Genomic DNA, 25,356 nt, shown 5'->3' on the forward strand with positions numbered 1-25,356 from the left:
CCTTAGATACGGCCGCGCCACGGGATCAGCTTGTCTTCGCTGACCCGCAACAGGGCGTCGATGAGCAGGCCGGAGAGGCCGATGGCGAACAGGCCGAGGACGACCACGTCGGTCTGGGAGTAGCGCTGGGCGTCGCGGATCATGCCGCCGATGCCGGGCACGCCGTTGATGGTCTCGGCGGCGACGACCGAGGAGTAGGCGACGCCGACGGCGAGCCGGACGCCGGTGAAGATCTCCGGCAGCGCGTGCGGCAGCACCACGTCGCGGATGCTCTGCCAGCGGCCGGCGCCCAGGGCCCGGGCCGCCTCGACGAGACCGGTCGGTGCGTTGTGGACGGCGGCGGCGGTGGCGACCGCGACCGGGGGCAGCGCGGCGATCGAGAGCAGCCACAGCTTCGGGGTCTCGTCGATGCCGAACCAGATGATGAACAGGCTGAAGTAGGCGAGCGGCGGCAGCGCCCGGACGAACGTGACGACCGGCTCGGCGACCACGCGCAGCCAGCTCACCGTGCCGAGGAGCACGCCGATGAGCAGGCCACCGGCGACACCGATGGCCGAGCCGATGACGATCCGCCGCAGCGAGACGCCGAGGTGCTCGATCAGGAGGTGGCCGCTGTATCCCCGTACCCCGTCGTGGGTGGTCGAGGTCTTGATCAGCTGGTCCCAGACCGCGCCGGGTGCGGGGATGAAGGTCGGGTTGTTCATCACCCGTGCCGTCACCTCCCACAGCAGGTAGAGCACGGCGAGCGCGAGCAGCCGCAGCGCGAGGCGGCGGCGCAGGCCGCCGCCGGGCGCGAGCGCCGTCTTCGCCGCCGGTGGTGCGGACGGCGGCGCGGGAGCGAGGGTGGTGGTCACGGAATCTCCTGGCAGGGCTGCCCGACGAATGCCCGCTATTCCTATCGCATCTATGGGGTTAGAGGCAATAGCCGTAACAAACGCAACGATGTCTTTAAACATATATTCCTGATAGGCATTGTGGGCTATCGGGTCGGCTGCCTAGCGTTTCCGGCATGACCGTCCTGACCCCGCAACGGCGGGAGGAAACCATCGACGACCTGGTCGTCGTCCCGGCCCGGCACCCCTGGCGCTGGGCCGGGACCGCCCTGGTGCTGGTGCTGCTGGCGCAGTTCGTGCACGGGCTCGTCACCAACCCCGGCTGGGACTGGGCGACGTTCGCCGGCTACTTCCTGGAGGAGTCGGTCGTCGAGGCGCTCGGCATGACCCTGCTGCTCACCCTCGGCGGCGCGGTCCTCGGCTTCCTCGGCGGCATCCCGCTGGCCGCGATGCGCCTGTCGCCCAACCCGGTGCTGTCCACGGTCAGCTGGGCCTATATCTGGGTGTTCCGGTCGGTGCCGCTGCTGGTGCAGCTGCTGTTCTGGGCGAACCTCGGCTACCTCTACGACAGTCTGCAGATCGGCATCCCGTTCGGGCCGGGCGTCTCCTTCCCGACGGTCAGCCTGATCAGCACGTTCGGCGCCGCGCTGCTCGGCCTGGCCCTGCACGAGGCCGCCTTCGCCGGGGAGATCATCCGCGCCGGGCTGCTCTCGGTCGACCACGGCCAGCACGAGGCCGCGGCCGCCCTGGGCATCCCGAAGTGGCGGCAGTTCTACCGCATCGTGCTGCCGCAGGCGATGCGCGCGATCCTGCCCAACGCCGCGAACCTGCTGGTCAACCTCCTCAAGAGCACGTCCATCGTGTACATCCTGGCGATCGGCGAGCTCTTCTACCAGGTGCAGGTGATCTACGGCCGCAACGGGCGGGTCGTGCCGCTGCTGATGGTCGCGACGGTCTGGTACGTGATCCTCACCGCGCTGCTGTCGATCCTGCAGTACTACACCGAACGCCACTTCGCCCGCGGCGCGGTCCGCAATCTGCCGCCCACCCCGTTCCAGAAGCTGAAGGCGGCGATCGGCCGATGATCGAGATCACCGACGTGCACAAGTCGTTCGGCAGGGCACACGTACTGCGGGGCGTCTCGCTGACCGCGGAGGCCGGCACGGTCACCGTGATCCTCGGTCCGTCCGGCTCCGGCAAGTCCACTCTGCTGCGCAGCATCAACCACCTGGAGAAGGTCGACCGCGGCACGGTCCGGGTCGACGGCGAGCTGATCGGCTACCGGCAGAACGGCAACCGGCTGTACGAGCTCAGCGAGCGGCAGATCCTCCGGCAGCGCGCCACGATCGGCTTCGTCTTCCAGAACTTCAACCTCTTCCCACACCTGACGGCTCTGCAGAACGTCGCCGAGGCACAGATCTCGGCACTACGGAGAACCAGCAGCCAGGCGTACGAGAAAGCCCACGAACTGCTGGCACTGGTGGATCTCTGGGACCGTGCCGGCGCCTACCCCCGCCAGCTGTCCGGTGGCCAGCAGCAGCGCGTGGCCATCGCCCGCGCCCTGGCGCTGGAGCCGAAGCTGATCCTCTTCGACGAGCCGACCTCCGCACTCGACCCGGAGCTGGTCGGCGAAGTGCTCGACGTGCTCCGCGACCTGGCCGCCAGCGGGACCACGATGATCGTGGTGACGCACGAGATCGGCTTCGCCCGGGAGGTCGCCGACACGGTCGTCTTCATGGACGAGGGCCGGATCGTCGAGCAGGGCACCCCCGCCGAGGTGCTCGACAACCCCCGCCACGAACGCACCAGGGCCTTCCTGTCCAAGGTCCTGGTCTGACACACCGCCTCTTCCGTGGAAACAGGAGATTTGATGCGTACCAAATGGATCTTGGCGTTGACGGCCGTGACGCTGAGCCTGACCGCCTGCGCCGCGCCCGAGGAGAAGGCGCCGGTCGCCGCGGCGGCCGCGCCGGGAGCCTCCACCGCGCCCGGCCTGAACCTCGGCCCGGAGCAGAACCGGATCCGGCCGGCGAAGGACGAGGCGGCGGCCGCACTGCTGCCCGCCGACGTGAAGGCGTCCGGGAAGCTGGTCATCGGGGTCGGCGCGGCCGGTTCCGGCTTCCCGCCGCTCGCCTTCGCCGCCACCGACAACAAGACGCTGATCGGCAACGAACCGGACATCGCCGTGGCCATCGCGAGCACGCTGGGCCTGGAACCGGTCCTGGAGAACACCTCCTGGGAGAACCTGTTCATCGGCCTGGACAGCGGGAAGTTCCAGCTCGGCGCGTCGAACATCACCGTCACCGAGGAGCGCAAGCTCAAGTACGACTTCGTCACCTACCGCCTGGACAACCTGGCCTGGCTGGCCAAGAAGGGTTCCGGCCTGAAGATCACCGAGCCGAAGGACATCGCCGGCAAGAAGGTGTCGGTCAGCTCCGGCACCAACCAGGAGAAGATCCTGGTCGAGTGGGCCGAAGAGGTGAAGAAGCAGGGCCTGCCCGCGGTCGAGATCAAGTACTACCAGACCAACCAGGCCGTCTACCTGGCGCTCGGCTCCGGGCAGATCGACATCCACCTCGGCCCGAGCCCGTCGGCCGCCTACCACGTCGCGACCACCGGTCAGACCGAGATCGTCGGCACCTACTCCGGCGCCGGCAAGGACCTGCAGGGCCTGATCGCACTCACCACCAAGAAGGACAACGGCCTGGTCAAGGCGTACGCCGCGGCGCTGGACAAGCTGATCGCCTCCGGTGACTACGCCAAGATCCTGGAGCGCTGGAACCTCACCAACGAGGGTGTCACCAAGGCCGAGGTCAACCCGCCGGGCCTGCCGATCGAGGGCAAGTGACCCGCGCGCTCGCCCCGGCCGCGGTCCTGGACAACCCGGCCTGGAGCTCGCTGGCCGGCGCGCATGCGAGGTTCGCGGTGGTGCACGGCCAGGCCGCACGGTACGACGGTGACGTCGCCCCGTTCCACGCCCTGGCCGACCCGGCCGACCCGCGGGCCTGGGACGACCTGAGGCATCTGGTCGAGCCGGGTGCCGCGGTGACGATCGCCGGGGCGGGCGCTACCGCCCATCCGGGCTGGCAGGTCGACGGCAGTGTGGCCGGTGTGCAGCTCGTCGACGTGTCGCTGCGGTCGGCGCCGGCCCCGGACGCGGTCCGGCTGGGCGCCGCCGACGTCCCCGAGATCCTCGACCTGATCGACCGGACCCAGCCCGGCCCGTTCCGCCGCCGCACCGTGGAGCTCGGCGTCTACCTGGGGCTGCGCGGGGTGGACGGCCGGCTGATCGCGATGGCCGGCGAGCGGCTGCACCCGAGCGGGTGGACCGAGATCAGTGCGGTCTGCACCGATCCGGCCCACCGGCGCAAGGGCCTGGCCACCCACCTGATCCGGGCGGTCGCGGCGGGGATCCGGGAGCGGGGCGAGACACCGTTCCTGCACACGTCGGCCGGCAACGTGAACGCGATCCGGCTGTACGAGTCGATCGGTTTCGTGCTGCGCAAGCGGACCGACTTCACCGCCTACCGCAGGGTTTCCTGAAGGGTGTCGTCCTGTGGCTGCGGGTGTTCCCGCAGGTCACGGCCGGCAGCCTCGACCAGGTGGTGACGCATCGACTGGGCGGCGGGACTCAGGATCCGGTCCCGCTGCCGCATCACCCCGATCGGCGGGCTCGCCGGCGGCGGATGCAGGTGACGGACCGCGATCGGCGGGCCGTGCGGGGCGTCGGCCACCGTCCGTGACAGCAGTCCCACCCCGAGGCCGGCGGCGACCAGCTCGCGGACCCCGTCCAGGCTGTGCGTCTCGAAGTGCACCCGCGGCAGGAAGCCCGCCGACCGGGCCGCGTCCTCCAGGATCCAGCGCAACCCGCTGCCGGGTGGCATGCTCACGAACGGCTCGTCGCTGACGTCCCCGAGGGTGAGCCGGCCGCCGCGGGCCGCCGCGTGGCCGGGCGGCAGGGCCAGCAGCAGCTGCTCGTCGGCGAGCGGGACCGCGTCGAAGCGGGGCGGCAGGTCGGCGTGCACCGGCCCGACGACCAGGTCCAGCTCGCCGGTGTCGCACGCGCCGAGCAGCCCGGTGACCCGGCCCGAGCGCAGCCGGACCGCGATGCCCGGATGCCGGTCCCGGAACGAGGCCAGCGCGGCGGCCAGGTCGTAGGGGCCGAGGCCGGCGGTGGCGCCGAGCGTGACCCGGCCGCTGACGACGGCGGTGATCTCGGCCATCTCACCGCGGGCGCCGTCCAGTTCGGCCAGCACGCGGCGAGCCCGGGCCACGAACATCTCCCCCGCCGGCGTCAGCGCCACCTTGCGGGTGGTCCGCGCGAACAGGGTCACGCCGAGCTCGATCTCCAGCGCCCGGACCTGCGCGGACACCGCCGACTGGGCGACGTGCAGGCGACCGGCGGCGCGGGTGAAGCCGCCGTAGCGAGCGACCGCCTCGACGTAGCTGAGCTGCCGAATCTCCATCCGACGATGGTGATCGCCGGATCCGCGAGGAGATTCTCCAAACCCGATAAATCACTCTTTTGTACGAGATAAGCCTGCGCTCAGGCGACGCTGACCACGGCGATCTCGTCCCGGGTCAGGCTCCCGGCCACCAGCACACCGTCGTGTTCGGCCGCCGACGTCACGAACCCGTACCCACCGTCGTCGGCCCGCAGGTCGTGCACCACCCGGCCGGTCATGTCGAACGCCATCACCCACGCGACCGGCACCGCCTTGGGCCGGACCGCCTCCGGCAGGTTCCACACCAGCAGCCGCAGGAACCCCGGCAGCGGCAGCAGCCGGTCGAGCAGCGCGTCGCGGGGTGCGGCGATCCCGGCCCAGAGCAGCCCGTCACTGCCGATCGACAGGTTGTCGGGGAAGCCGGGCAGATTGTCCACCAGCACCGTGTCGGTGCCGTCGAGGCCGTAACGCCGGATCCGGTAGCCGGCCGTCTCGGCCATCAGCAGCGCCGACCCGTCCGGTGTCAGGACCAGCCCGTTGGCGAATTTCAGGTCGTCGAGCAGCACGGTGACCGTACCGTCCGGGTCACGGCGCAGCAGCCGGCCGGTGCAGGAGTGCTCGAACACGTCGCCGAGGTGGTCGTCAAGGTTCCACCGGCTCGTCGAGGTGGTGAACCAGATCGTCCCGTCCGGGCCCTCGACGACGTTGCTGGCGAAGGTGAGCGGCTCGCCGTCCACGGTGTCCACCAGCACCTCGACGGTCCCGTCGGGGCCCACGGCGAGCAGCCCGCGGTCGTGGTCGCAGACCAGCACCCCGCCGCCGGCGCGGGCGTGCAGCCCGAGGGGACGTCCGCCGGTCTCGGCGAGCACCGTCCGGTCGCCGCGGTCCGGGTCGATACGCACGATCCGCCCGTCGGCGAGCCCGGTGATCACCCGGCCGGCGGTGTCGAAGACGACGTCCTCGGGTCCGTGCCCGCCGGTCGGGATCAGCTGCCGGACCCGCAGCGGCCCGGTGGCCGCCGGCGCGGTGAGGGCGGGCGGCGACCAGCGTCGCGGCCGGATCATGCGGCGGGCCATGGGAACCTCCGGGGGGGTCAGGACGTCGTGCGCTCCCCGGCCGGTGACGCCGTGGCGTGGTCGCTGGTGAGGTGGCGGACGTCGGGCAGGGCGAGGATGACGGCGCTGGTCGAGACGATGACGCCGGCGGCGAGGACGAGGGGGGCCGCGGCGCCGACCATGGGGGCGGCGAACCCGACGATGACATATCCGAGCGGCAGTGTCACCAGTGATCCGAACCAGTCGTAGGCGACGACCCGGGACAGCACCTCGCGTGGCACGTTGGCCTGCAGGGTGGTCTCCCACAGGGTGGTGAACACGCCCATCCCGGCGCCGGCGGTGAACGCGCCGGCGATGACGGCCGGCAACGGCGCGCCCAGCGCGAGGGTCAGCAGCGCCGGCACGAACCCGAACAGGCACAGGATGCCGACCAGCAGCGGGCGGCGCGGGGTGACGCGGGCCATCAGCAGCCCGGCCACGACGGCGCCGGCCCCGAACCCGCCGAGGATGAAACCCCAGCCGCGGGCACCGCCGAGACCGTCGGCGGCGATCTTCGGGCCGAGCACCATGTAGGCCGGCAGGACGGTGAGGTGCAGCAGCCCGAACTGGGCGACGATCGTCCACAGCCAGCGCCGGGACCGGAACTCGACCCAGCCCTCCCGCAGCTCGGCGATCATCCCGGCCGGCGCGGCCCGCGGTGCGACGGTGTCCCGCGGGACGGCGAGCAGGAACAGCCCACTGATCAGGTAGGACGCGGCGTCGACGGCGAACACGACACCCGGCGAGAAGGCGGCCACCAGCAGGCCGCCGGTGGCCGGGCCGACCAGGCTGCCCAGGGAGCGGCCGAACCCGACGAACGCGTTGGCCCGCTGCAGGTTGGCCGGCTCGTTCAGCGACGGGATCAGGCCGCTCATGGCGGGCCGGAAGAAGGCGCTGCCCAGCCCGTCGATCGCGGCGAAGATCATCAGCGCGGCCAGCGGGACGTGACCGGTGAACACCCAGATCGCCAGCAGCGCCTGGCTGACGCAGCGGCTCAGGTCGGTGATCAGCATCAGGGTCCGGCGCGGCAGGCGGTCGGCCAGCACCCCGCCGACGAGGACGAACCCGACGGTCGGCAGGCGGCCGGCGCCCAGGACCAGGCCGAGCCCGGCGACGCCGTAGCCGCTGGACAGCACCGCGAACGCCAGCGCGACCGGGGTCATCTGGGTGCCCAGCAGCGACGTGTAATACCCGGCCAGCAGGTTCCGCATCGGACGGCTGATCGGCGGCGTCCGCCTACCCATGACTGGAGTCTCGCACAGCGGCCCGGGCCGGCGCGCCGGGAACGACCGGCGCGTCGGCTAGACGATCATCGATGCCCGGCACCCGCCGATCATAGGGTACGGCTCAGGCATCCCACTCCTTGGCAAGCAGTTCGTAGGACCGCACCCGGTCGGCGTGGTCGTGCGCGATGGTGGTGACCAGCAGTTCGTCGGCGCCGGTGACGCGTTGCAGAGTTTCCAGCCGTTCTGCGACGGTCTGCGGCGATCCGGCGAACTGGGTGGCCACCCGGTCGGCGACGAGCGCACGGTCCTGGTCGGTCCACTCGAACGCCGCGGCCTCCTCGATGCTCGGGAACGGGACGGCACCGAGCCCGGTACGGATGCTGCGGACCCAGACGGCGAACGGTGTCGCCAGGTGCCGCGCGGTCGCGTCGTCCTCGGCCACCAGCACGTCGGCCGACACCATCACGTACGGCTCGGCGAGCGCCGCCGACGGCACGAACGACTCCCGGTAGGCCTCCACGGCCTCCAGCACCTTCGCCGGGGCGACGTGGTAGTTGGCGGCGAACGGCAGGCCCCGCGCCCCGGCGGTGCGGGCGCTCTCGCCGCCGGAGCTGCCGAGCAGCCACACCTGGAGATCCGCGCCCGCGCCGGGGGTGGCGGTCACCTCGTTGCCCTCGTCGTCCACGACCGGCCCGGCGAGCAGCGCGAAGATCTGGTCGAGCACGTCGTTCAGGCCCAGCGGCCGTGCCTCCGGCTGGGTCAGGAAGCTGCTGGCCAGGGCGGTCCGCTTGGAGGCGAAGATCGGCGCCCAGGAGAACGGCTTCGGGATGAGCAGCCCGTCGACGACGCGTTCCTCCTGCGGCGCTTCCGGTTCCTTCGCGGCCTTCTCGACACGGGCCTGCCCGGAGCGGCCCAGGCCCAGGTCGAAACGGCCCGGGTAGAGGGCGTCGAGCAGCCCGAACTGCTCCACGATGGACAGCCCGGTCTGGAAACCGGTCTGCACGGCACCGGAGCCGAGCCGGATGTGGTCGGTGACGGCGGCGATCTGCCCGAGCAGCAGCGCCGGCTGCGCACTGGCCACGCCCGGCGTGAAATGGTGCTCGGCCACCCAGTAGCGGTGATAGCCGAACTGCTCGGCCCGCCGGGCCAGGTCGAGGGTGCGGCGCAGGGCGTCCGGCACGTCACCGCCGGAGACGAGCGGGGCGAGATCGAGGATCGAGAGGGGTACGGGCATGGCTACCGCCCTTTCAGTCGGTGTAACACGGGGGCGATGTCGGAGGCGAACAGTTCGAGGCTGGCCCGGTTCTGTTTCTCGGTGAGACCCTCGGTGTCGGCGCTCAGATGGGTGACCGAGTGCCCGAGCCGCTCGTGGTACCGGTGCACCTTGTCGATGATCTGCTGCGGGCTGCCGACCAGCATCGAGCTGCGTTCCACGGCGTCCTCGATGCTGGTGAAGACGGGCTGCACGCCGACCTTGCGGAACGCCTCCTGCCGGGCCTCGAAGATCGGCCGGTAGACGTCGATCGCCTCCTGCGAGGTGCGGGCCGCGTAGAAGCCGGCGCTGCCCGCCCCGATCCGGATCGCGGCCGGGTCGTGGCCGTAGTGGGCCCACCGTTCCCGGTAGTGGTCGATCAGGTCGGCGTACGGCTCGATCGGGTTGGTGACGTTGGCGGAGAACAGCGGGTCGCCGTAGGAGGCGGCCAGGTCGACCGACGCCTTGCTGGTGGCGCTGCCGTGCCAGACGGTGATCGGGTTCTGCAGCGGACGGGGCCAGGTCTCGGCGTCGGTCAGCGACGGCCGGTACTTCCCCTCCCAGGTGACCTTCTCCTCCCGCCACAGCCGGCGGAACAGGTCGTAGCTCTCCCGCAGCCGGTCCCACTGGTCGTCGACGGTGACGTGGAACAGTTGCGCCTGCGCCGCCCCGTTGCCCTTGCCGATGATCAGTTGCAGCCGGCCGCCGGACAGGTTGTCGAGCGTCGAGTAGTCCTCGAAGGCCCGGACCGGGTCGAGCAGGCTGAGCGTGGTCACCCCGGTCCACAGCTCGATCCGCGACGTCCGGGCGGCGATGTGGCTGAGCACGACCGGCGGTGACGAGGACAGGAAGGGCCGCTCGTGCCGCTCCCCCACGGCGAACCCGTCGAAGCCGAGCTCCTCGCCGAGGACGGCCGCGTCGACGACCTCCCGCAGCCGCTGCTGGATCGTCTTGGACCGGTCGATGTACGTGATCAGGCTGAGCAGCAGGAACTTCACGACAGCCCCAGGTTCTGGCGCAGCGTCGTGCCGGAATATTCGGTCCGGAACACGCCGCGTTCCTGCAGCAGCGGGACCACCTGGTCCACGAAGTCGTCGAGCCCGGCCGGGGTGAGGTGCGAGACCAGGATGAACCCGTCGCAGGCACCGGTCTGCACGTACTCGTTCAGCTGCCCGGCGACCCGGTCCGGGGTGCCGATGAAGTTCTGCCGCCCGGTCACCTCGATGATCAGGTCGCGGATCGACAGGTTCTTGGCCTCGGCCCGGGCCCGCCACTCGGCGGCGGTCCGCAGCCGGTCCGGGTACATGCCGGCCCGGCCCTTGATGATCGTGTCGTCCTCGTCGAGCACCGGGTCGATGTCCGGCAGCGGCCCCTCGGCGTCGTAGGCCGACAGGTCGGTGTTCCACAGCTGCTCCAGCAGCAGGATCGCGGTCTGCGGGCTGACCTGCTGCCGCCGGATGTGGTGCGCCTTCTCCTGCGCGTCGGCGTCACTGTCGCCGAGCACATAGGACACCCCCGGAATGATCTTCAGGCTGTCCTCGGAACGGCCGTACCTCGCCAGCCGGTCCTTGACGTCGCGGTAGAACAGGCGGGCGTCGTCGATCTGGTGGTGCCGGGAGAAGATCGCGTCGGAGTGCTTCGCCGCCAGCTCCCGGCCGCCGTCGGAGTCGCCGGCCTGCAGGATCACCGGGTGGCCCTGCGGGCTGCGCGGCACCCCGAATCGGCCGCTGATGTCGAACTGGCTGTTGCGGACCGCGAAGTCGCCGCCGTCGCTGTCCCACAACGCACGGGCCGTCTCGATGAACTCCCCGGCGCGGACGTAGCGGTCCGCATGGTCGAGGAACCCGCCGCGCCGGAAGTTCTCACCGAAGAACGCGCCGGGCGAGGTCACCACGTTCCACGCGGCACGCCCGCCGGACAGGTGATCGAGGGTGGCCAGCTGACGGGCCAGCTCGTACGGCTCGTGGTAGGTGGCGTTCAGGGTCCCGGCCAGCCCCAGATGCTCGGTGACGGCGGCCAGCGCGGTCAGCACCGTGATCGTGTCCGGCCGGCCGACCACGTCCAGGTCGTGGATCAGCCCGCGCTGCTCGCGCAGCCGCAGTCCCTCGGCCAGGAAGAAGAAGTCGAACAGGCCGCGCTCGGCGGTCCTCGCGAGATATTCGAAGGAGTCGAAGTCGATCTGGCTGCCGGCGCGCGGGTCGCTCCAGACGGTCGTGTTGTTCACGCCCGGGAAGTGCGCGGCGAGGATGATCTGCTTGGGTGCTGTCTGCTTCGGTGCGGTCTGCTCAGGCAACGGAAGTCTCCTCCGGCCGGACGGCGTAGCGGTTGACGGCGGTTCCGAGGCCGAGGCGTTCGCGCAGCACCGGCTTGGTGGAGGGTTCGAACAGGCCTCGGCGGCGCAGTTCCGGCACGAGGTCCCCGGTGACGTCGGCGACGTCGGTGACCCGCAGCCGGAAACCGTCGATCCCGGAGGCGACCCACCAGTTCTGGATCAGGTCGGCGAGCTGGATCGGCGTGCCGTTGAAAGTCGCCGCGTCAGCCGGGACGTGCCCGCCGACCCGGATGTCCGCGAAGATCTTCTTCTCCGGCGCGATCTGCCGGATGATCCGGGCGGCGTGGTCGGCGTCGGCCGGCGTCACGAAGAAGACGTCGGCGTCCAGGGCGTCCCACACCTGAGGCCCGTGCGCGAGAGCGGCGACCACCGGCTGGCCCTGCGGCGGCCGCGGCACGATCGACGGCCCCTTGACCGTGAAATGCGGGCCCGCGAAGTCGATGTAGTGCAGCTTCTCCCGGTCGATGAACCGGCCGGTGGCGGCATCCTTGATGATCGCGTCGTCCTCCCAGCTGTCCCAGAGCCGGCGCACCACCTCGATCGCGTCCCCGGCCTCGGCGATCAGCTCGTCGACGGGCAGCGGCTCGCGGCGACCCAGCAACGCCGCCTCGGCCGGGTCCGCCGACACCCGCACCTGCCAGCCGGCCCGCCCGCGGCTCACCCAGTCGAGCGTGGCCAGCGCGGTGGACAGGTGGAACGGCTCGGTGTGCGTGGTGGTGGCGACCGGTACCAGGCCGACGTGCCGGGTCAGCGGCGCCACCCGGGCCGCGACCTGCACGGCGTCCGGCCCGTGCCGCCCGAACGAGTCCTCGAACGTCACGAAGTCGAGCCCGGCGTCGTCGGCGCGCCGGACCTGCCCGGCCCAGTAGCCGGCGTCGAACGAGTCGCCGGCCAGCGCGACCGCCAGATGCAACGTCATGGGGCAACCTCCGTCATCGGGAAACCTCCAGCGTGGGCACCGCATCCAGCAGCGCCCGGGTGTACTCGTGGCCGGCGTGGTCGAAGACGGCCTTGACCGGCCCCTGTTCGACGACCCGTCCGTCGTGCATGACCAGGACCCGGTCGGCGATGTCGCGGATCACGCCGAGGTCGTGGGAGATGAACAGCAGCGCGGTCCCGTCGGTGTCGCGGATGCCCGCGAGCAGGTCCAGCACCTGCGCCTGCACCGACACGTCGAGGGCCGAGACCGGTTCGTCGCAGATGATCAGACTCGGTCGCGGCGCGATGGCCCGAGCCACCGCGACCCGCTGCCGCTGCCCGCCCGACAACTGCCGCGGGTACCTGTCGAGAACGTCCGCGGCCAGGCCGACACGCTGCAGGTAGGGCTCCGGGTCCGCGCCCCGGGGCAGTGCCTCGCCGACGATCCGGCGGACCGTCCACCGCGGATCGAACGCGGACAGCGGATCCTGCGCGATCAGCTGCAGACGGCGGCGCAGCGGGCGGCGGGCGCGTTCCGGCACCCCGGAGAAGTCGGCGCCCTCGAACCGCACCCGGCCCGACGTCGGGTCGACGAGCCCGAACATCAGCTGCGCCACGGTGGTCTTGCCCGACCCCGACTCGCCGACCAGCCCGACGATCTCCCCGCGGCGGATCGTCAGGCCGAAGTCCCGCACGACGGTGCGGTCGCCGTACACCTTGCGCAGTGCGGTGGCCTCGGCGACGACGTCGCCGGGCTCGGTGGTGGTCCCGCGCCGCCGGCCGGTCGCCGCTGAGATCAATTCCCTGGTGTACGGGTGACCGGCCCCCACCAGCACGGTGCGGGTGTCACCGCCGTCCACGATCCGGCCGTCCTTCATGACCAGCACCCGGTCGGCGAGCTGTGCCACGACCGCCAGATCGTGGCTGATCAGGAGCAGGCTCTCCGCCGGACCCCGGCGCTCGGCCAGCAGCCGCAGGATCTGCGCCTGCACCGTCGCGTCCAGTGCCGTGGTCGGTTCGTCGGCGATCAGCAGCCGGGGCCCGCCGGCGATCGCCGAGGCGATCAGCGCCCGCTGCCGAAGCCCGCCGGAGAGCTGATGCGGATGCTGGCCGGCACGCCGCTCCGGTTCGGGCACGTGCACGTCGGTGAGCAGCTGCCGGACCCGCTGCTGCCGGTCGCGGCGGTCACCGATGCCGTGCGTCCGCAGCACCTCGCCGATCTCCGCGCCGACGGTGCGCAGCGGGTCGAGCGAGACCAGAGCGTCCTGCAGGATCAGCCCGGCGAACCGGCCCCGCAGCCGCCGCCAGTCACGGGCCGCGAACCCGCGCACGTCCCGGCCGTCGACCAGAAACGTGTCGGCCTCGACCCGCGCGGACGGACCGGCCAGTCCGACCAGGCTGCGGGCGGTGACGCTCTTGCCCGAGCCGCTCTCTCCGACGAGCGCCACACATTCGCCCTCACCGATCGTGAGGTCGACCCCGCGTACCGCCTCGACCTGCCGTTTCCCGGCGAAGGTGACCCGCAGGTTCCGTACTTCGATCACGCTGTTCCTCCTTGAGCGTGCTCTCGCGGCCCTTGCTCCGCGGCGGTGCACCCGATCACGCTGGTCGCCCCTCGAACCGGCTCTGCAGATGCCTGCCGATCACGGTGAGGGAGATGACGGTGGCGGTGACGGCCGCTCCCGGCAGCACCGACGCCCACCAGGCGATGTGCAGATATCCGCGGCCCTCGGAGAGCATGGCGCCCCACTCCGGCGACGGCGGCTGAGGTCCGAGGCCGAGGAAGCTGAGGCCGGCCGCGATCAGCACCGCCTCGCCGAGCCCGATCATCGCCAGGACCGGGATCGGGCCGAGCACGTTGGGCAGCACGTGCCGCAGCACCAGCCGGACCCGCGACGCTCCGAACGCGACGGCGTGGGTGACATACGGCGCCTGCCGCACCACCAGCGTCTGCGCCCGCACCACCCGGGCGTAGTGCGGTGTGGTGGCGATGCCGATCGCCACGATCAGGCTGGTGGTCCCGGTTCCGGCGATCGCGATGAACAGCAACGCCAGCAGGACCAGCGGAAACGCGGCGAGCGCGTCGAAACCGCGGCTGAGCGCCTCGTCGGCGAACCGATGGGCGAGACCGGCGGCCAGTCCGAGCAGGACACCCGCGCCGACCGCGATGACGGTCGCCGCGACGCCGATGCTCAGCGAGTGCCGGGCACCGTGCACCACCCGGTCGAAGACGTCCCGGCCGAGCTGGTCGGTGCCGAACCAGTGCGCCGCCGACGGCGCCTCCAGCACCCGCAGCGGATCGGCGGCGAGCGGATCACCGGCGAACAGCGCCGGCCACACCACCGCGGCCAGCGCCAGCGCCAGGACCGACCCGGCCGCGGCGAGGCCGGGCCGAGGGAGACGTGGGGTGAGCCGGCGGACCACCGGCCGGGGCAGGGCGAGCGTCACGGGTCAGCTCCTTCGCAACCGGGGATCGATGATCAGGTACGCCAGATCGGCCGCCGTGTTGATCACGACGAAGGCCGCGGCGGCCAGCACGACGACGGCCAGCACCACGGGCATGTCCCCGTTGCCGACGGCCTGCAGGGTGACCTGCCCGAGCCCGGGCCGGCCGAAGACCTGCTCGATGATCACCGCGCCGCCGAGCAGGACACCGGTGAGCCAGCCGAGCAGGGTGACCGCCGGGATCAGCGAGTGCCGCAACGCGTGCCGGACCAGGACCGCCCGTTCCGTCAGGCCACGGGCCCGGGCGGTGACCGCGAACGGCTCGTCCAGCGCCCGGTCCAAGCCGTCGCGCAGCACCTGGGCCAGCACCCCGGCGATCGGCAGGCCGAGCGTGACCGCCGGCAGCACCAGCGCCGCCCAGCCCCGGTCGCCGGAGACCGGGAACAGCCCGAACCGGAACGAGAAGACACTGAGCAGCACGATCCCGATCAGGAACGGCGGCGTGGACACGATGATCAGCTCGGCGGTGGAGCTGGCCCGGCGCACCCACCGGTGCCGGGTGGTGACGGCCAGGACCAGGGCCAGCAGCACCCCGAAGACGGCCGCCGCCAGCGCCAGCTTGAGGGTGGGCAGCACCTGGTCGCCGATCACCTCGCCGACCGGGCGCTGGAGCAGGTAGGAGCGGCCGAGGTCGCCCCGCACGGCCCGCCACAGGTAGTCGAGGTACTGCACGACGGCCGGCCGGTCCAGGTGCCATTCGGCGATGATCTGGGCGCGGATCTGCGGGGTGTCGGCGCCGTCGCCGATCAGGCTGTCGACGATGTCGCCGGGGGCGGCCAGCAGCGCGAGGTACGCCGCCGTGGCCGCCGCCCAGAGCACCACGGCACCGGACCCGAGCCGCCGGGCGATCGCCCTGATCACCTGCTGATCCACAGGTTGTAGGCGCTGCCCGGCACACCGGCGGTCGGTTCGAAGCCCAGCCCGCCGACCGAGGTGGCGGCGGCGACCTGGTCGGCCGGGGCGTACAGCGGCAGGATCAGCGCCTGGTCGGTCACGGTCAGCTTCTGCACCTGCTGGTAGGCGGCCTGCCGCTCCGCCTGGCCGGGGCCGGCCTGCCCCTGTTCGAGCAGCCGGTCCAGGGCCGGGTCGGAGAAGCCGGTCCGGTTGATCGCGCCGGCCGAGTGCAGCAGCAGGTTGAGGGCGGCCCCGGCATCGGTGTCGGCACGGGAGTTGTCGAACACCTCGTACTGCCCGTCGGCCAGCGCCTGGGTGGCGGTGCCCTGGTCGACAACGGCCACGTTCAGGTCGATGCCGGCACTCTGCTTGACCTGCGCCTGCACGGCCTGGGCCAGCACGTCACGGCGGTCCCGGACGAACGGCGCCGACTGCACCAGCCGTACCGTGAGCCGTTTGCCGTCCTTGACCCGGAAACCGTCGGCGTCCCGCGTCGTCCAGCCCGCCTCGTCGAGGAGCCGGTTGGCTTTCGCGGTATCGCCGCCGTAGGTCTTCTCCAGGGTCTTGTCGTAGAACGGGCTGGTCGGCCCGATCACGCTCCAGGCCCGGGTGGCGGTGCCGCGGTAGACGCCGCCGAGCACCGCGTCGACGTCGACGGCCTCGCGGAACGCCTGCCTGACCCTGATGTCGTCGAACGGCGCGTGCGTGGTGTTGAAGTAGTACGAGTACGCCGACCCGGAGTTGAGCCCGCGCGACAGTGACAGTTGCGGGTTCGCCGTGATCAGGGCCTCGTCGGTGGCCGGCACCCCCTCGACGACCTGCACCTGGCCGGAGGTGAGCGCACCGACCCGGACCGACGACTCCTTGAGGAACCGGTAGGTGATCTCGTCGAGGTAGGCGGCGCCGGTGTGCCCGGCGTTGGCGGGCGCCCAGTCGTAGGCCGGGTTACGGGTGAAATGCACCTCCTGACCGGCGGTGTAGCGGTCCAGGATGAACGGACCGGTTCCGGCGAGTTCGGGGCCACCGGCCTTGAGGTTCTTCGCATCCCGCAGCGACTTCGGCGACACCTGCGCGCCCTGCGGCGAGGAGAGGAAGTCGAGCAGCAGCACATCAGGCTGCTTCAGGTGGAAGGCGACGGTGGCCGCGTCGATCACCTCCACCGTGTCCAGGTTGCGCAGCTGCACGGCCCGGACGGTCGGGTTGTAGCCCTCGACGAGGAACTGGTCGACGTTCGCCTTCACCGCCGCGGCGTCGAACCGCGTCCCGTCGGTGAAGGTCACGTCCGTACGCAGGCTGAAGGTGTAGGTCCTGCCGTCGGCCGACACCTGGTGGCCGGTGGACAGCCACGGCAGGTAACCGCCCTGGCTGTCGTGGGTGAGCAGGGCCTCGAACGTGTTCCAGACCAGCAGGCGGGCCTTGGCCTGGGCGTATTGGTGCGGGTTGAAGGTGATCGGCTCGGTCTCGACGGCCCACGTCAGCGATCCGCCGCTGACCGGCTGTCCGGCCCCGGCCGGCGATCCGGACGTCCCGGACGAACAGGCGGTGAGGACGAGGGCGAGGGCTACGGCGGCGACGGCGGGACGGGCAGGACGCATGGGCGGTTCCTCCTCTACCACTTTTCCTATCGTCCCTATAGGAAATTGGCAAGAGGCTGAGACCCTGGACACGCAATGTTCTCCACCGACCTCTGAACCATCCCGCGACGACATGCGTGTCCCATGACGTGCAGCCGACAGACCTCGCCGACCCGCCTCAGAACCCCGACGCGGAGGAGCCCACCCCGGAGCCGACCGAACCCTCACAGGTCACCGAAGCCACCGAGGAACCGTCGGATCCGGACATTTCCGAGGAAACCTCGGAAGAGAAGCCCGCCGAAGAGGTCGCCGAATCCGTCGCCGCCGCACCCGACGAGAAGACCCCGGGCCGGGTACGGCGATTCCTGCGCTCACGCTGGGTGTCCCACGGACTGAACATCCTGGCCGCCGGACTGATCTTCGCCGCACTGCTCTACCCGAACGTCCTGCGCCGGCTCACCCTCGGCAACTTCGCCCGCATCCCGATCGAAGCCGCGTTCGGCATCCTCCTGCTGATCGTGCTCCCCCGCCGCCCCCGCCTGATCGCCGGCTCGATCCTCGGCGCCGGCCTCGGCTGGCTGATCATCCAGAAGAGCCTCGACATGGGCTGGTTCAACACCCTCGCCCGCCCGTTCGACGTCATCCTCGACTGGGAACTCCTCGACGACACGTTCGCCTTCATCCGCGACTCCTACGGCGCGGCCGGCGCCTGGGGCGTGGCGATCGGCGCCATCCTGCTCGCCGTCGGCGTCATCGCCCTGACGATCTGGGCCGTCCTGCGCCTCGCCGCCCTGATCACCGAACACCGCCGCCGCGCGGCACTGGCCGCCGCCGGCATCGCCTCGGCCTGGATGCTGTCGCTCGCCCTCGGCTTCCAGCTCATCCCGGCCATCCCGGTCGCCGCCCGCAGCTCGGCCACCTACGCCTGGGACCGCGCCTGGCAGGCCAAGACCGGCATCGCCAACGAGGCAGCCTTCGCCGAGGAGGTCAAGGAGGACCCCTACGCGGCCGTGCCCGGCGACCAGATCCTGACCGCGCTGCGCGGCAAGGACGTCATGTTCGCCTTCGTCGAGAGCTACGGCCGCAACGCCGTCGAGGCGCCCAGCCTCGCCGCCGGCACCACCGCCGTCCTCGAGGACGGCGACGCCCAGCTCAAGGCCAAGGGCTTCGCCGCACGCAGCGGCTGGCTCACCTCACCGACGTTCGGCGGCAACAGCTGGCTCGCCCACTCCACGCTGCTGTCCGGGCTGTGGATCAACAACCAGTCCCGGTACCGCAACCTCACCGCCAGCGACCGCCTCACCGTGCCCAGCGCCATGCAGAAGGCCGGCTGGGACACCGTCAGCGTGATGCCCGGCGCCACCCGGGCCTTCCCCGAGGGCAAGTTCTACGGCTACAACCGGATCTGGGACTCCCGCAACCTCTCCTACCAGGGCCCCCGGTTCAGCTGGGCCCAGATGCCCGACCAGTACACGCTGAAGCAGTTCACCGAGGTCGAGTACAACAAACCCGGCCGGGGCCCGCTGATGGTCGAGATGCCACTGATCTCCAGCCACACCCCGTGGGCGCCGATCCCCACCTTCCTCGACTGGGACCAGGTCGGCGACGGCTCGGTCTACAACGCGATCGCCGCCGACGGCGCCCAGAAAGCCGACATCTGGTCCAGCGCCGCCAAGGTCCGCCGCGAGTACGGCAAGTCGATCCGCTACACCCTCACCACCCTGATCTCCTGGGTCGAGAAGTACGGCAACGACAACCTGGTCCTCGTCTTCCTCGGCGACCACCAGCCGTCCAGCGTCGTCACCGGCGACAACGCCAGCCACGACGTCCCGATCACCATCGTCGCCAAGGACCCGGCCGTCCTCGACCGCGTCGCCGGATGGAACTGGACCCCCAGCCTCAAACCGGCGGCCGACGCCCCCGTCTGGCCGATGAACACCTTCCGCGACCGCTTCTTCACCGCCTTCGGCACCAACGGCGGCAACCACTAGAAGCCAGGTGTGCGGCGCCGGTCCCCGGTCACTCCAGGCGCCGCACACCGCCTGCCGTCCCCGCCAGATGGATCCGCAGCCGCTCGTGCCGGAACTGGTAGACCGCCCCGTTACGCCGCAACACCCCACGACGGGCCGCATCCTCCAGAAACGACATGAGCCGCCACGGCAGCCGCCCCCGCGCCGCGAACCACAGCCGAACGACGGTGTACGTGAGCCAAGCCGGCGGTCCGAGCAGCACCATCAACACCCACCCGAGGGCCGCCCCCATCAGGCCGGCGCGCACCACATACCACACCGGGGCCGCGCCGAGGTCCCACGAGTCCGCCAGTCCCCCGGCCAGGACACCGGCCATCGTCACCACCCCGATGAGCAGCGGTGGCACCAGCAGCGCCGCGCGGTCGTCACGCAGAGTCCGGACCGGGTCCCACAGCTCGTCCTCCGGCGCCGGCCGGACCATCGCCGAACCCAGGCCGAACACCAACCCGCACATCGTCCCCATGGCCACCGACGCCGACACACTGACGAAGATCGCCAACCCGAGCGGATCCTGCCAGTCCCGGTCCCACAAGCGGAACGACAGGCACACCGCGAGGCCGGCCAGGAAGGCCAGCGCCGGGCCCGCCGGACCGGCCAGCGGCGACGGCCCCGCCCTCCGGTACTCCGTGCGGCGCACCGGCCGGAACGTCATGAGCTCCCGCCAGGCCGACCGGCTCAGCCACGACGCGACGACCGCCGCCACGGCCGCCGAGGCGACCACCGGTGCGACGCCCATCGGGTACCGCAACTCCGCGATGGCGATCTGCGGCACGACGAAGGCGATCCCACCGATGATCGCCGTCCGGAAACGCCGGGCCTGGAATCGCAGATGTCGCGGGTCCTCCGGATCGTCACCGCCGAGCGGAAGGACGACGGCGGCGAGAAGACTCAGCAGGGCGAAGACACCATCCACGGCCGTCAGACCGCGATTCACGGCGATGAGCAGTAGAAACGGCACCACGATCCCCGGTATCACGACCAGCCGCGCGGCCCGGATCCGATGCCCGCTGGCCCAGCCGAGGTACCACCACGCGAAGTCCCGCTGCCCCTGCCGGTCCAGGAGGCGGGCCAGAGACCCGAGCCACGCCGCCGACCGGACCGCTGTGTAGCGGTCCCGCCGGGAACCCCGCTCCGGGTAGAGCGCCGGCAGCCAGCGGTCGAACAGCCGCCGCTCCAGCTCGCCCCGCCCGGCGAAGCCGATCAGCTCGGCCGGATCCGAACCCGGCGCCCGGTACACCGCCCGGGCCAGGTAGGTCATCAGCGGACTCGACAACGCCGTCGCCAGCGGGCCGGACGGATCCCGGGCCAGCTCCCCCGTCACCGGCGCCCACCGGTCCGCGTCACCCGCCTGACCGCCCGGCAGGAACTCGGCCGCCCGCTGCGCAGGCAACGGATCCAACTCGACGATCAGTGCCCGATGGAGCGGCTCACCGGTCGCGGCGACCGTCGCCGTGTACTCCTCGGCCCGGCTCATCACCACCAGCGGAAGGTCGACCAGCTCGTTGAGCGCCGTCACCGCGGCCGCCCGCTCCTCCGATCGCATCTCGTCCAGGCCGTCGAGCACCGCGATCACCCCGCGGTCGGCGACCAGCCGGGCCGCTTCCCGCGCGACTGCCCGCAACCCGTAGCGGCCGGCCAGCGTACGGCCCAGCCACACCTCGAACTCCTCAGTGGACGGACGCCAGCCGGCCAGGTCCAGCAGCACCGCCACCGGATCCCCCGGACCCCGGCCGGCCAGCAGATCGCACGTCAGCAGCACCGCCGCCGACGTCTTGCCCGCGCCCGGCGCTCCGATCACGACCAGCCTGCGGTACGGCAACCGCCGCCACGTCTCGGCCAGCTCCCGCACGTCGCCGGTGAGCCGTAGCCGGGTCACCCGCACCTGGCCGAGATCGGCGACCTCGTCCGGCGGCACCCCGACCGGCCGCTCGGTGATCCGCCACCGGATCCGCATCGGCGCCGTCCCGCGCAGGCCGCGGCGCACCGCCTCCCGCTCCCACTGACGTCCGACGAGGCCGGCGAGCCGGTCGAGAACGTCGTCCGTCTGCCTCCCTGGCGAGGACTCGGCCAGCGTCCACAGAGCGAGCAGCCCGACCGGCAGCGCGACCGCCGCCCCCGCCGCGGCGAACACGCTGCCCATCTTGTCGCCGGCGTCCAGGACATCGTCCGGAAGCAGCCACAACACCCCGGCCAGTACCGGCACGAAGACGACGGTCCCGCCCATCACCCAGAGAATCCGTCGCCGTGGATGCATGCCAGCATCGTCCCCCACGGGCGCCAGATCCGTCCCCTCTGGACAGATCCGCACTATGGGAGCGGCCCGGCGCCCGGTCACGCCGCGTAAATCATCCTAGGAGGCTAGTTCAAATGCGGACCGATTCGTCCTTTTCTCGGACCGTTCGGTCTTTTACACCGCTTGCGGGAACGCTCGTTCCACCATCGCGACCAGTGCCGTGGACAGCAGCACGTGCACCTGCTCGCGGGTCAGCACATCCCGCTGCAACCACTCCTGGGCCGTCCAGATCGCCAGGCCGACATACGACCGGGTCATCCCCCGCAGCGCCGGCGACGGGTCGTCCCCCATGCCGACCGCACGCAGCACACCCGCCGCGGCGACATCGACAGCCTCGGCGATCACGGCGTTCACTTCGGCATCACCGGCCATCCCGCCGGCCCCGGTCGCGGCCAGCCAGGACGTGCTGTGCCGGGAGACCACGTCGAGGAACCAGCTGACGATGGAATCGGCCCGTTCGGGGAGTTCGCCCCCGGGAAGCTGCTCCAGTGCCACCTCGGGCACGGTCAGCATCACCCGCACCACTTCGAGGTAGAGGTCCTTTTTCGTACCGAAATAGTGGTTGACCAGACCGCGGGCGACGCCGGCGTCCCGGGCGACGTCGGTGGTCGAGACGTCGGCGTAGGGTTTCGCCCCGAACAGGCGGATCGCCACCGACAGGATCTGTTCGCGCCGGGCGTCCGGTTCCAGCCGGCGCCGGCGTATCGCCTCGACACTCACCTGCCCGACCTTACGGCACATCGATCGATCGCGGCCCGAGATGCCCGTTTCATCTATGTTTCCATCGGCGGGAACGATGAATCGCGGCAATTCATACGTGGCTTATTGACACATCGCCAATAGTGTTCGATGGTGTGTCGATGCCGACGCCTGGACTGGACGGTTATGTCGAACCGTGGCGCAAGCCGGAACACGACGACCTGGCCGAGCTCGCGCGCACCTTCTTCACGAAGGAGGTGCTGCCGCACGCCGAACGCCTGGAGCAGCAGGGACACCCCGACCGCGAGCACTACCGCCGGGCCGGCGAGCTGGGGCTGCTCGGCCTGTCGATCCCGGAGGAGTACGGCGGCGGGGGCGGCGACTTCACCCATGAGGCAACGCTGTTGCACGAACAGACACTGGCCGGCGAGGGTAGCCTGGGCATCGCCGTGCACAGCGGCATCGTCACCGGCTACCTCAACGACTACGGCTCCGACGAGCAGAAACGTCGCTGGCTGCCGGGCCTGGTGAGCGGCGAGCTGATCGGCGCCATCGGGATGACCGAGCCCGACGGCGGGTCCGACGTCCAGTCGATCCGCACGCGCGCGATCCGCGACGGCGACGACTATGTGGTGACCGGTTCGAAGACGTTCATCACCAACGGAATCCTTGCGGACCTGTTGGTCCTCGCGGTGAAGACCGACACGTCCGCACGCGCACACGGCATCTCGCTGCTGGTCTGCGAGCTGACCGGTGACCCGGCCGGCTTCCGTCGCGGTCGCAAGATCGAGAAGATCGGCCTGCACGCCAACGACACGGCCGAACTGTTCTTCGACGACTTCCGGGTTCCGGTCGCGAACCTCCTGGGGACCGAGGGGTCCGGATTCATCCAGATGATGCAGCAGCTGCCCCAGGAGCGCCTGGTCATCGGCGTCGGGGCGGTCGCGGCCATGCAGCGTGCGGTCGAGCTGGCTACGGCGTACGCCAAAGAAAGAACCGCCTTCGGCAAGCCGTTGATCGGCCACCAGAACACCCGGATGGTTCTGGCGGAGGTGGCCACGCGCACCCGCGTGTCCCGGGCTTTCCTGGACGACTGCATCCAGCGGCACACCCGCGGTGAACTGGATGTCGCGACCGCGGCGATGGCGAAGCTGTACCTGACCGAGGGCCAGTGCGAGGTCGTGGACCGCTGCCTGCAGATCTTCGGCGGTTACGGCTACACGACCGAGTACCCGATCGCGAAGATGTATGCGGACGCCCGGGTCCAGAAGATCTACGGCGGCACCAACGAGATCATGAAGGAGCTGATCTCCCGTGTTCTCTGAATCCGGGTACGCCCGATGACCGCACTCGCCGGCATCCGCGTGGTCGAGTTGTCCGGTCTGGCCCCGGCCCCGTTCGGCTGCATGGTCCTCGCCGACCTGGGCGCCGACGTGGTGCTCGTCGAACGCCCCGGCGGTAACGGACCGGCGGGTCCGCCTCCCGGCCCGATGCAGCGCGGCCGCCGGACCGTGACGGTCGACCTGAAGTCCGAGGCCGGCGTGGCCGAACTGCTGAGCCTCATCGAGAAGGCCGACGTGCTGGTCGAAGGGTTCCGCCCCGGCGTCGCCGAGCGCCTGGGGTTCGGCCCGGAGGTCTGCGAACGGCTCAACCCGCGGCTCATCTATGCCCGGATGACCGGCTGGGGTCAGGACGGCCCACTGGCCCCCGCGGCCGGCCACGACATCGACTACATCGCGATCGCCGGCGCCCTCGACCCGCTGGGCCGCGCCGGCGAGAAGCCGCACGCCCCGATCAACCTGCTCGGCGATTTCGCCGGCGGCGGCATGCTCCTGGCCGTCGGCGTGCTGGCGGCCCTGGTGGAACGCGGCACGTCGGGCCGCGGACAGGTCGTCGACGCCGCGATGGTGGACGGCTCCTCGTTACTGATGACGTTCATCCACGGCATGGCGGCGGCCGGCCGCTGGCCCGCCCCGCGCGGCCGCAACCTGCTCGACGGCGGCGCCCCGTTCTACGACACGTACCGGGCGGCCGACGGCGGTTACCTGGCGGTCGGTTCGCTGGAGCCACAGTTCTACGCGGCCCTGCTCAAGGGCCTGAACCTGACCGACGACCCCGACCTGCCCGGCCAGTTCGACTTCGCCGCCTGGCCGGAACTGCGCCGCCGCTTCACCGAACGTTTCCTGGAGAAGACCCGCGACGAATGGGCCGCGATCTTCGAACCGCTGGACGCGTGCGTCAGCCCGGTCCTCTCCCTCGCCGAGGCCCCGCTGCACCCACACAACGAGGCCCGAAAATCGTTCATAGAGGTCGACGGAATCGTCCAGCCGGCCCCCGCCCCACGCCTACAGCGAACCCCGGCGAAACCCCCCGCCCCTCCGCGCACCACATCGGTCCCGGAGGTCCTGGCCTCCTGGCCCTGATCACCGACCCTCCCCTGGTACGCCCCACAAGCTGACAACCACAACGGCCCGGCCCCACTCCACGGCGCAACGCGACGCGCCCAGGGGGCCGGGCCGAACCGCACCCCAGACCGAAGACGGCAAAAGGCCACACACGTCGAACAAACAGAAGCCCGAGAGAACTAATCCAGCACCACAGAAGAGCAACCACAGTAAACCCGTACCCACACCGAAACGGCCGAGAGAAACGCCATTCCACAAACGGCATCAACCACCCAATTCAATGAATCCCACGCCGACCAGCTCACACCTGAAGAATCCCGCCCACTCCCGCCCGAAACATCCGCGGCACTCGCCCAATTCAACGGCGCTCCACAGCCCGGGGCGCCGACCCACAAGGACCCGATGTCCACGCTTGGCGCAGCGGTGACCCAGCGCCGAGGCGGCCGGCTATGACGCGACGGCACCCGAAACACGACACCTCGGAGCCGGCCATCGACCCCGGCACGATGACAGGTCGGCACGATAACCAATCCCGGCACGGTAACCGGCCCCAGTACCGCAGCCAATCCCGGCACGGTGACCGACCCAGCACCGTGACCAACCCAAACACGGTGACCGACCCCGGCACCGCGACCGATCCCGGCACGGTGACCGACCCAGCACCGTGACCGACCCGGGCACGGTGACCGACCCAGCACCCTGACCGGCCCCGACACCAACACGGTGACCGATCCCCGCACGGTGACCGACCCAGCACCGCGACCGCCCCCAACACGGTGACCGACCCCGGCACCCTGACCGACCCAGCACCGTGACCGGCCCCGGCACCCTGACCGACCCCAACACGGTGACCGAC

Annotated in this window: 21 protein-coding genes; 7 read left to right on the top strand and 14 right to left on the bottom strand. The window is 71.0% G+C overall.

Annotated elements, in window-relative coordinates; genetic code table 11:
* Positions 1 to 2: 2 nt before the first annotated feature.
* Positions 3 to 854, bottom strand: a complete 852-nt coding sequence (locus ACFO0C_RS39110) for an ABC transporter permease (protein WP_378071849.1) — start codon at positions 852 to 854, stop codon at positions 3 to 5.
* Between the two features lie 155 nt (positions 855 to 1,009).
* Here ACFO0C_RS39110 and ACFO0C_RS39115 point away from each other — a divergent pair, with 155 nt between their 5' ends.
* Genes ACFO0C_RS39115 through ACFO0C_RS39130 form a run of 4 tightly spaced genes read left to right on the top strand, consistent with a single transcriptional unit; the run spans position 1,010 to position 4,376 of the window.
* Positions 1,010 to 1,918: an amino acid ABC transporter permease gene (locus ACFO0C_RS39115; RefSeq protein WP_378071850.1), complete on the top strand. Its 909-nt coding sequence runs from the start codon at positions 1,010 to 1,012 to the stop codon at positions 1,916 to 1,918.
* Positions 1,915 to 2,670: an amino acid ABC transporter ATP-binding protein gene (locus ACFO0C_RS39120; protein ID WP_378071851.1), complete on the top strand. Its 756-nt coding sequence runs from the start codon at positions 1,915 to 1,917 to the stop codon at positions 2,668 to 2,670. The genes ACFO0C_RS39115 and ACFO0C_RS39120 overlap by 4 nt, the downstream gene beginning before the upstream one ends.
* Before the next feature lie 33 nt (positions 2,671 to 2,703).
* Positions 2,704 to 3,681 (top strand): ABC transporter substrate-binding protein, encoded by a 978-nt coding sequence (locus ACFO0C_RS39125; RefSeq protein WP_378071852.1) that lies wholly within the window; start codon positions 2,704 to 2,706, stop codon positions 3,679 to 3,681.
* Positions 3,678 to 4,376, top strand: a complete 699-nt coding sequence (locus ACFO0C_RS39130) for a GNAT family N-acetyltransferase (protein WP_378071853.1) — start codon at positions 3,678 to 3,680, stop codon at positions 4,374 to 4,376. Before ACFO0C_RS39125 ends, ACFO0C_RS39130 begins: the two co-directional genes overlap by 4 nt.
* Here ACFO0C_RS39130 and ACFO0C_RS39135 read toward each other — a convergent pair.
* The 11 genes from ACFO0C_RS39135 to ACFO0C_RS39185 form a co-directional block, all read right to left on the bottom strand.
* Positions 4,358 to 5,299 (bottom strand): LysR family transcriptional regulator, encoded by a 942-nt coding sequence (locus ACFO0C_RS39135; RefSeq protein ID WP_378071854.1) that lies wholly within the window; start codon positions 5,297 to 5,299, stop codon positions 4,358 to 4,360. The genes ACFO0C_RS39130 and ACFO0C_RS39135 overlap by 19 nt on opposite strands.
* A gap of 80 nt (positions 5,300 to 5,379) precedes the next feature.
* On the bottom strand, positions 5,380 to 6,354 hold the full coding sequence (locus tag ACFO0C_RS39140) for an SMP-30/gluconolactonase/LRE family protein (RefSeq protein WP_378071855.1): 975 nt from the start codon (positions 6,352 to 6,354) through the stop codon (positions 5,380 to 5,382).
* Between the two features lie 17 nt (positions 6,355 to 6,371).
* On the bottom strand, positions 6,372 to 7,616 hold the full coding sequence (locus ACFO0C_RS39145; RefSeq protein ID WP_378071856.1) for an MFS transporter: 1,245 nt from the start codon (positions 7,614 to 7,616) through the stop codon (positions 6,372 to 6,374).
* 103 nt (positions 7,617 to 7,719) lie between these two features.
* Positions 7,720 to 8,832: an LLM class flavin-dependent oxidoreductase gene (locus ACFO0C_RS39150; protein ID WP_378071857.1), complete on the bottom strand. Its 1,113-nt coding sequence runs from the start codon at positions 8,830 to 8,832 to the stop codon at positions 7,720 to 7,722.
* Between the two features lie 2 nt (positions 8,833 to 8,834).
* Positions 8,835 to 9,848: an LLM class flavin-dependent oxidoreductase gene (locus ACFO0C_RS39155; RefSeq protein WP_378071858.1), complete on the bottom strand. Its 1,014-nt coding sequence runs from the start codon at positions 9,846 to 9,848 to the stop codon at positions 8,835 to 8,837.
* The gene (locus tag ACFO0C_RS39160) at positions 9,845 to 11,143 is read right to left on the bottom strand and encodes an LLM class flavin-dependent oxidoreductase (protein WP_378071859.1); all 1,299 of its coding nucleotides are present in this window, start codon (positions 11,141 to 11,143) and stop codon (positions 9,845 to 9,847) included. The genes ACFO0C_RS39155 and ACFO0C_RS39160 overlap by 4 nt, the downstream gene beginning before the upstream one ends.
* Complete coding sequence (locus tag ACFO0C_RS39165) at positions 11,136 to 12,101, bottom strand: LLM class flavin-dependent oxidoreductase (protein WP_378071860.1); 966 nt, start codon at positions 12,099 to 12,101, stop codon at positions 11,136 to 11,138. The genes ACFO0C_RS39160 and ACFO0C_RS39165 overlap by 8 nt, the downstream gene beginning before the upstream one ends.
* Positions 12,102 to 12,114: 13 nt before the next feature.
* Entirely contained in the window at positions 12,115 to 13,644 is a 1,530-nt protein-coding gene (nikE, locus tag ACFO0C_RS39170) for a nickel ABC transporter ATP-binding protein NikE (RefSeq protein ID WP_378071861.1), read from the bottom strand.
* A 55-nt stretch (positions 13,645 to 13,699) separates the two neighbouring features.
* Positions 13,700 to 14,548 (bottom strand): ABC transporter permease, encoded by an 849-nt coding sequence (locus tag ACFO0C_RS39175; protein WP_378071862.1) that lies wholly within the window; start codon positions 14,546 to 14,548, stop codon positions 13,700 to 13,702.
* 3 nt (positions 14,549 to 14,551) lie between these two features.
* Positions 14,552 to 15,466 (bottom strand): ABC transporter permease, encoded by a 915-nt coding sequence (locus tag ACFO0C_RS39180; RefSeq protein ID WP_378071863.1) that lies wholly within the window; start codon positions 15,464 to 15,466, stop codon positions 14,552 to 14,554.
* Positions 15,463 to 17,094: an ABC transporter substrate-binding protein gene (locus ACFO0C_RS39185; RefSeq protein ID WP_378071864.1), complete on the bottom strand. Its 1,632-nt coding sequence runs from the start codon at positions 17,092 to 17,094 to the stop codon at positions 15,463 to 15,465. The genes ACFO0C_RS39180 and ACFO0C_RS39185 overlap by 4 nt, the downstream gene beginning before the upstream one ends.
* Positions 17,095 to 17,222: 128 nt before the next feature.
* Here ACFO0C_RS39185 and ACFO0C_RS39190 point away from each other — a divergent pair, with 128 nt between their 5' ends.
* Positions 17,223 to 19,064, top strand: a complete 1,842-nt coding sequence (locus tag ACFO0C_RS39190) for a sulfatase-like hydrolase/transferase (RefSeq protein WP_378071865.1) — start codon at positions 17,223 to 17,225, stop codon at positions 19,062 to 19,064.
* 28 nt (positions 19,065 to 19,092) lie between these two features.
* Here ACFO0C_RS39190 and ACFO0C_RS39195 read toward each other — a convergent pair whose 3' ends face one another.
* Together ACFO0C_RS39195 and ACFO0C_RS39200 are read right to left on the bottom strand one after the other, a co-directional pair.
* Complete coding sequence (locus ACFO0C_RS39195) at positions 19,093 to 21,357, bottom strand: hypothetical protein (RefSeq protein ID WP_378071866.1); 2,265 nt, start codon at positions 21,355 to 21,357, stop codon at positions 19,093 to 19,095.
* Positions 21,358 to 21,510: 153 nt separating this feature from the next.
* Positions 21,511 to 22,116 carry a TetR/AcrR family transcriptional regulator gene (locus ACFO0C_RS39200; protein WP_378071867.1) on the bottom strand — a complete coding sequence of 202 codons (606 nt, stop codon included), beginning with the start codon at positions 22,114 to 22,116 and terminating at the stop codon, positions 21,511 to 21,513.
* Positions 22,117 to 22,256: 140 nt separating this feature from the next.
* On the opposite strand from ACFO0C_RS39200, the gene ACFO0C_RS39205 reads away from it, so the two are divergent.
* Positions 22,257 to 23,420: an acyl-CoA dehydrogenase family protein gene (locus tag ACFO0C_RS39205; protein WP_378071868.1), complete on the top strand. Its 1,164-nt coding sequence runs from the start codon at positions 22,257 to 22,259 to the stop codon at positions 23,418 to 23,420.
* 15 nt (positions 23,421 to 23,435) lie between these two features.
* Entirely contained in the window at positions 23,436 to 24,518 is a 1,083-nt protein-coding gene (locus tag ACFO0C_RS39210) for a CaiB/BaiF CoA transferase family protein (RefSeq protein WP_378071869.1), read from the top strand.
* Positions 24,519 to 25,356: the final 838 nt, after the last annotated feature.

The sequence above is a fragment of the Actinoplanes subglobosus genome, from assembly GCF_042650585.1.
Taxonomy (GTDB): Bacteria; Actinomycetota; Actinomycetes; order Mycobacteriales; family Micromonosporaceae; genus Actinoplanes; species Actinoplanes subglobosus.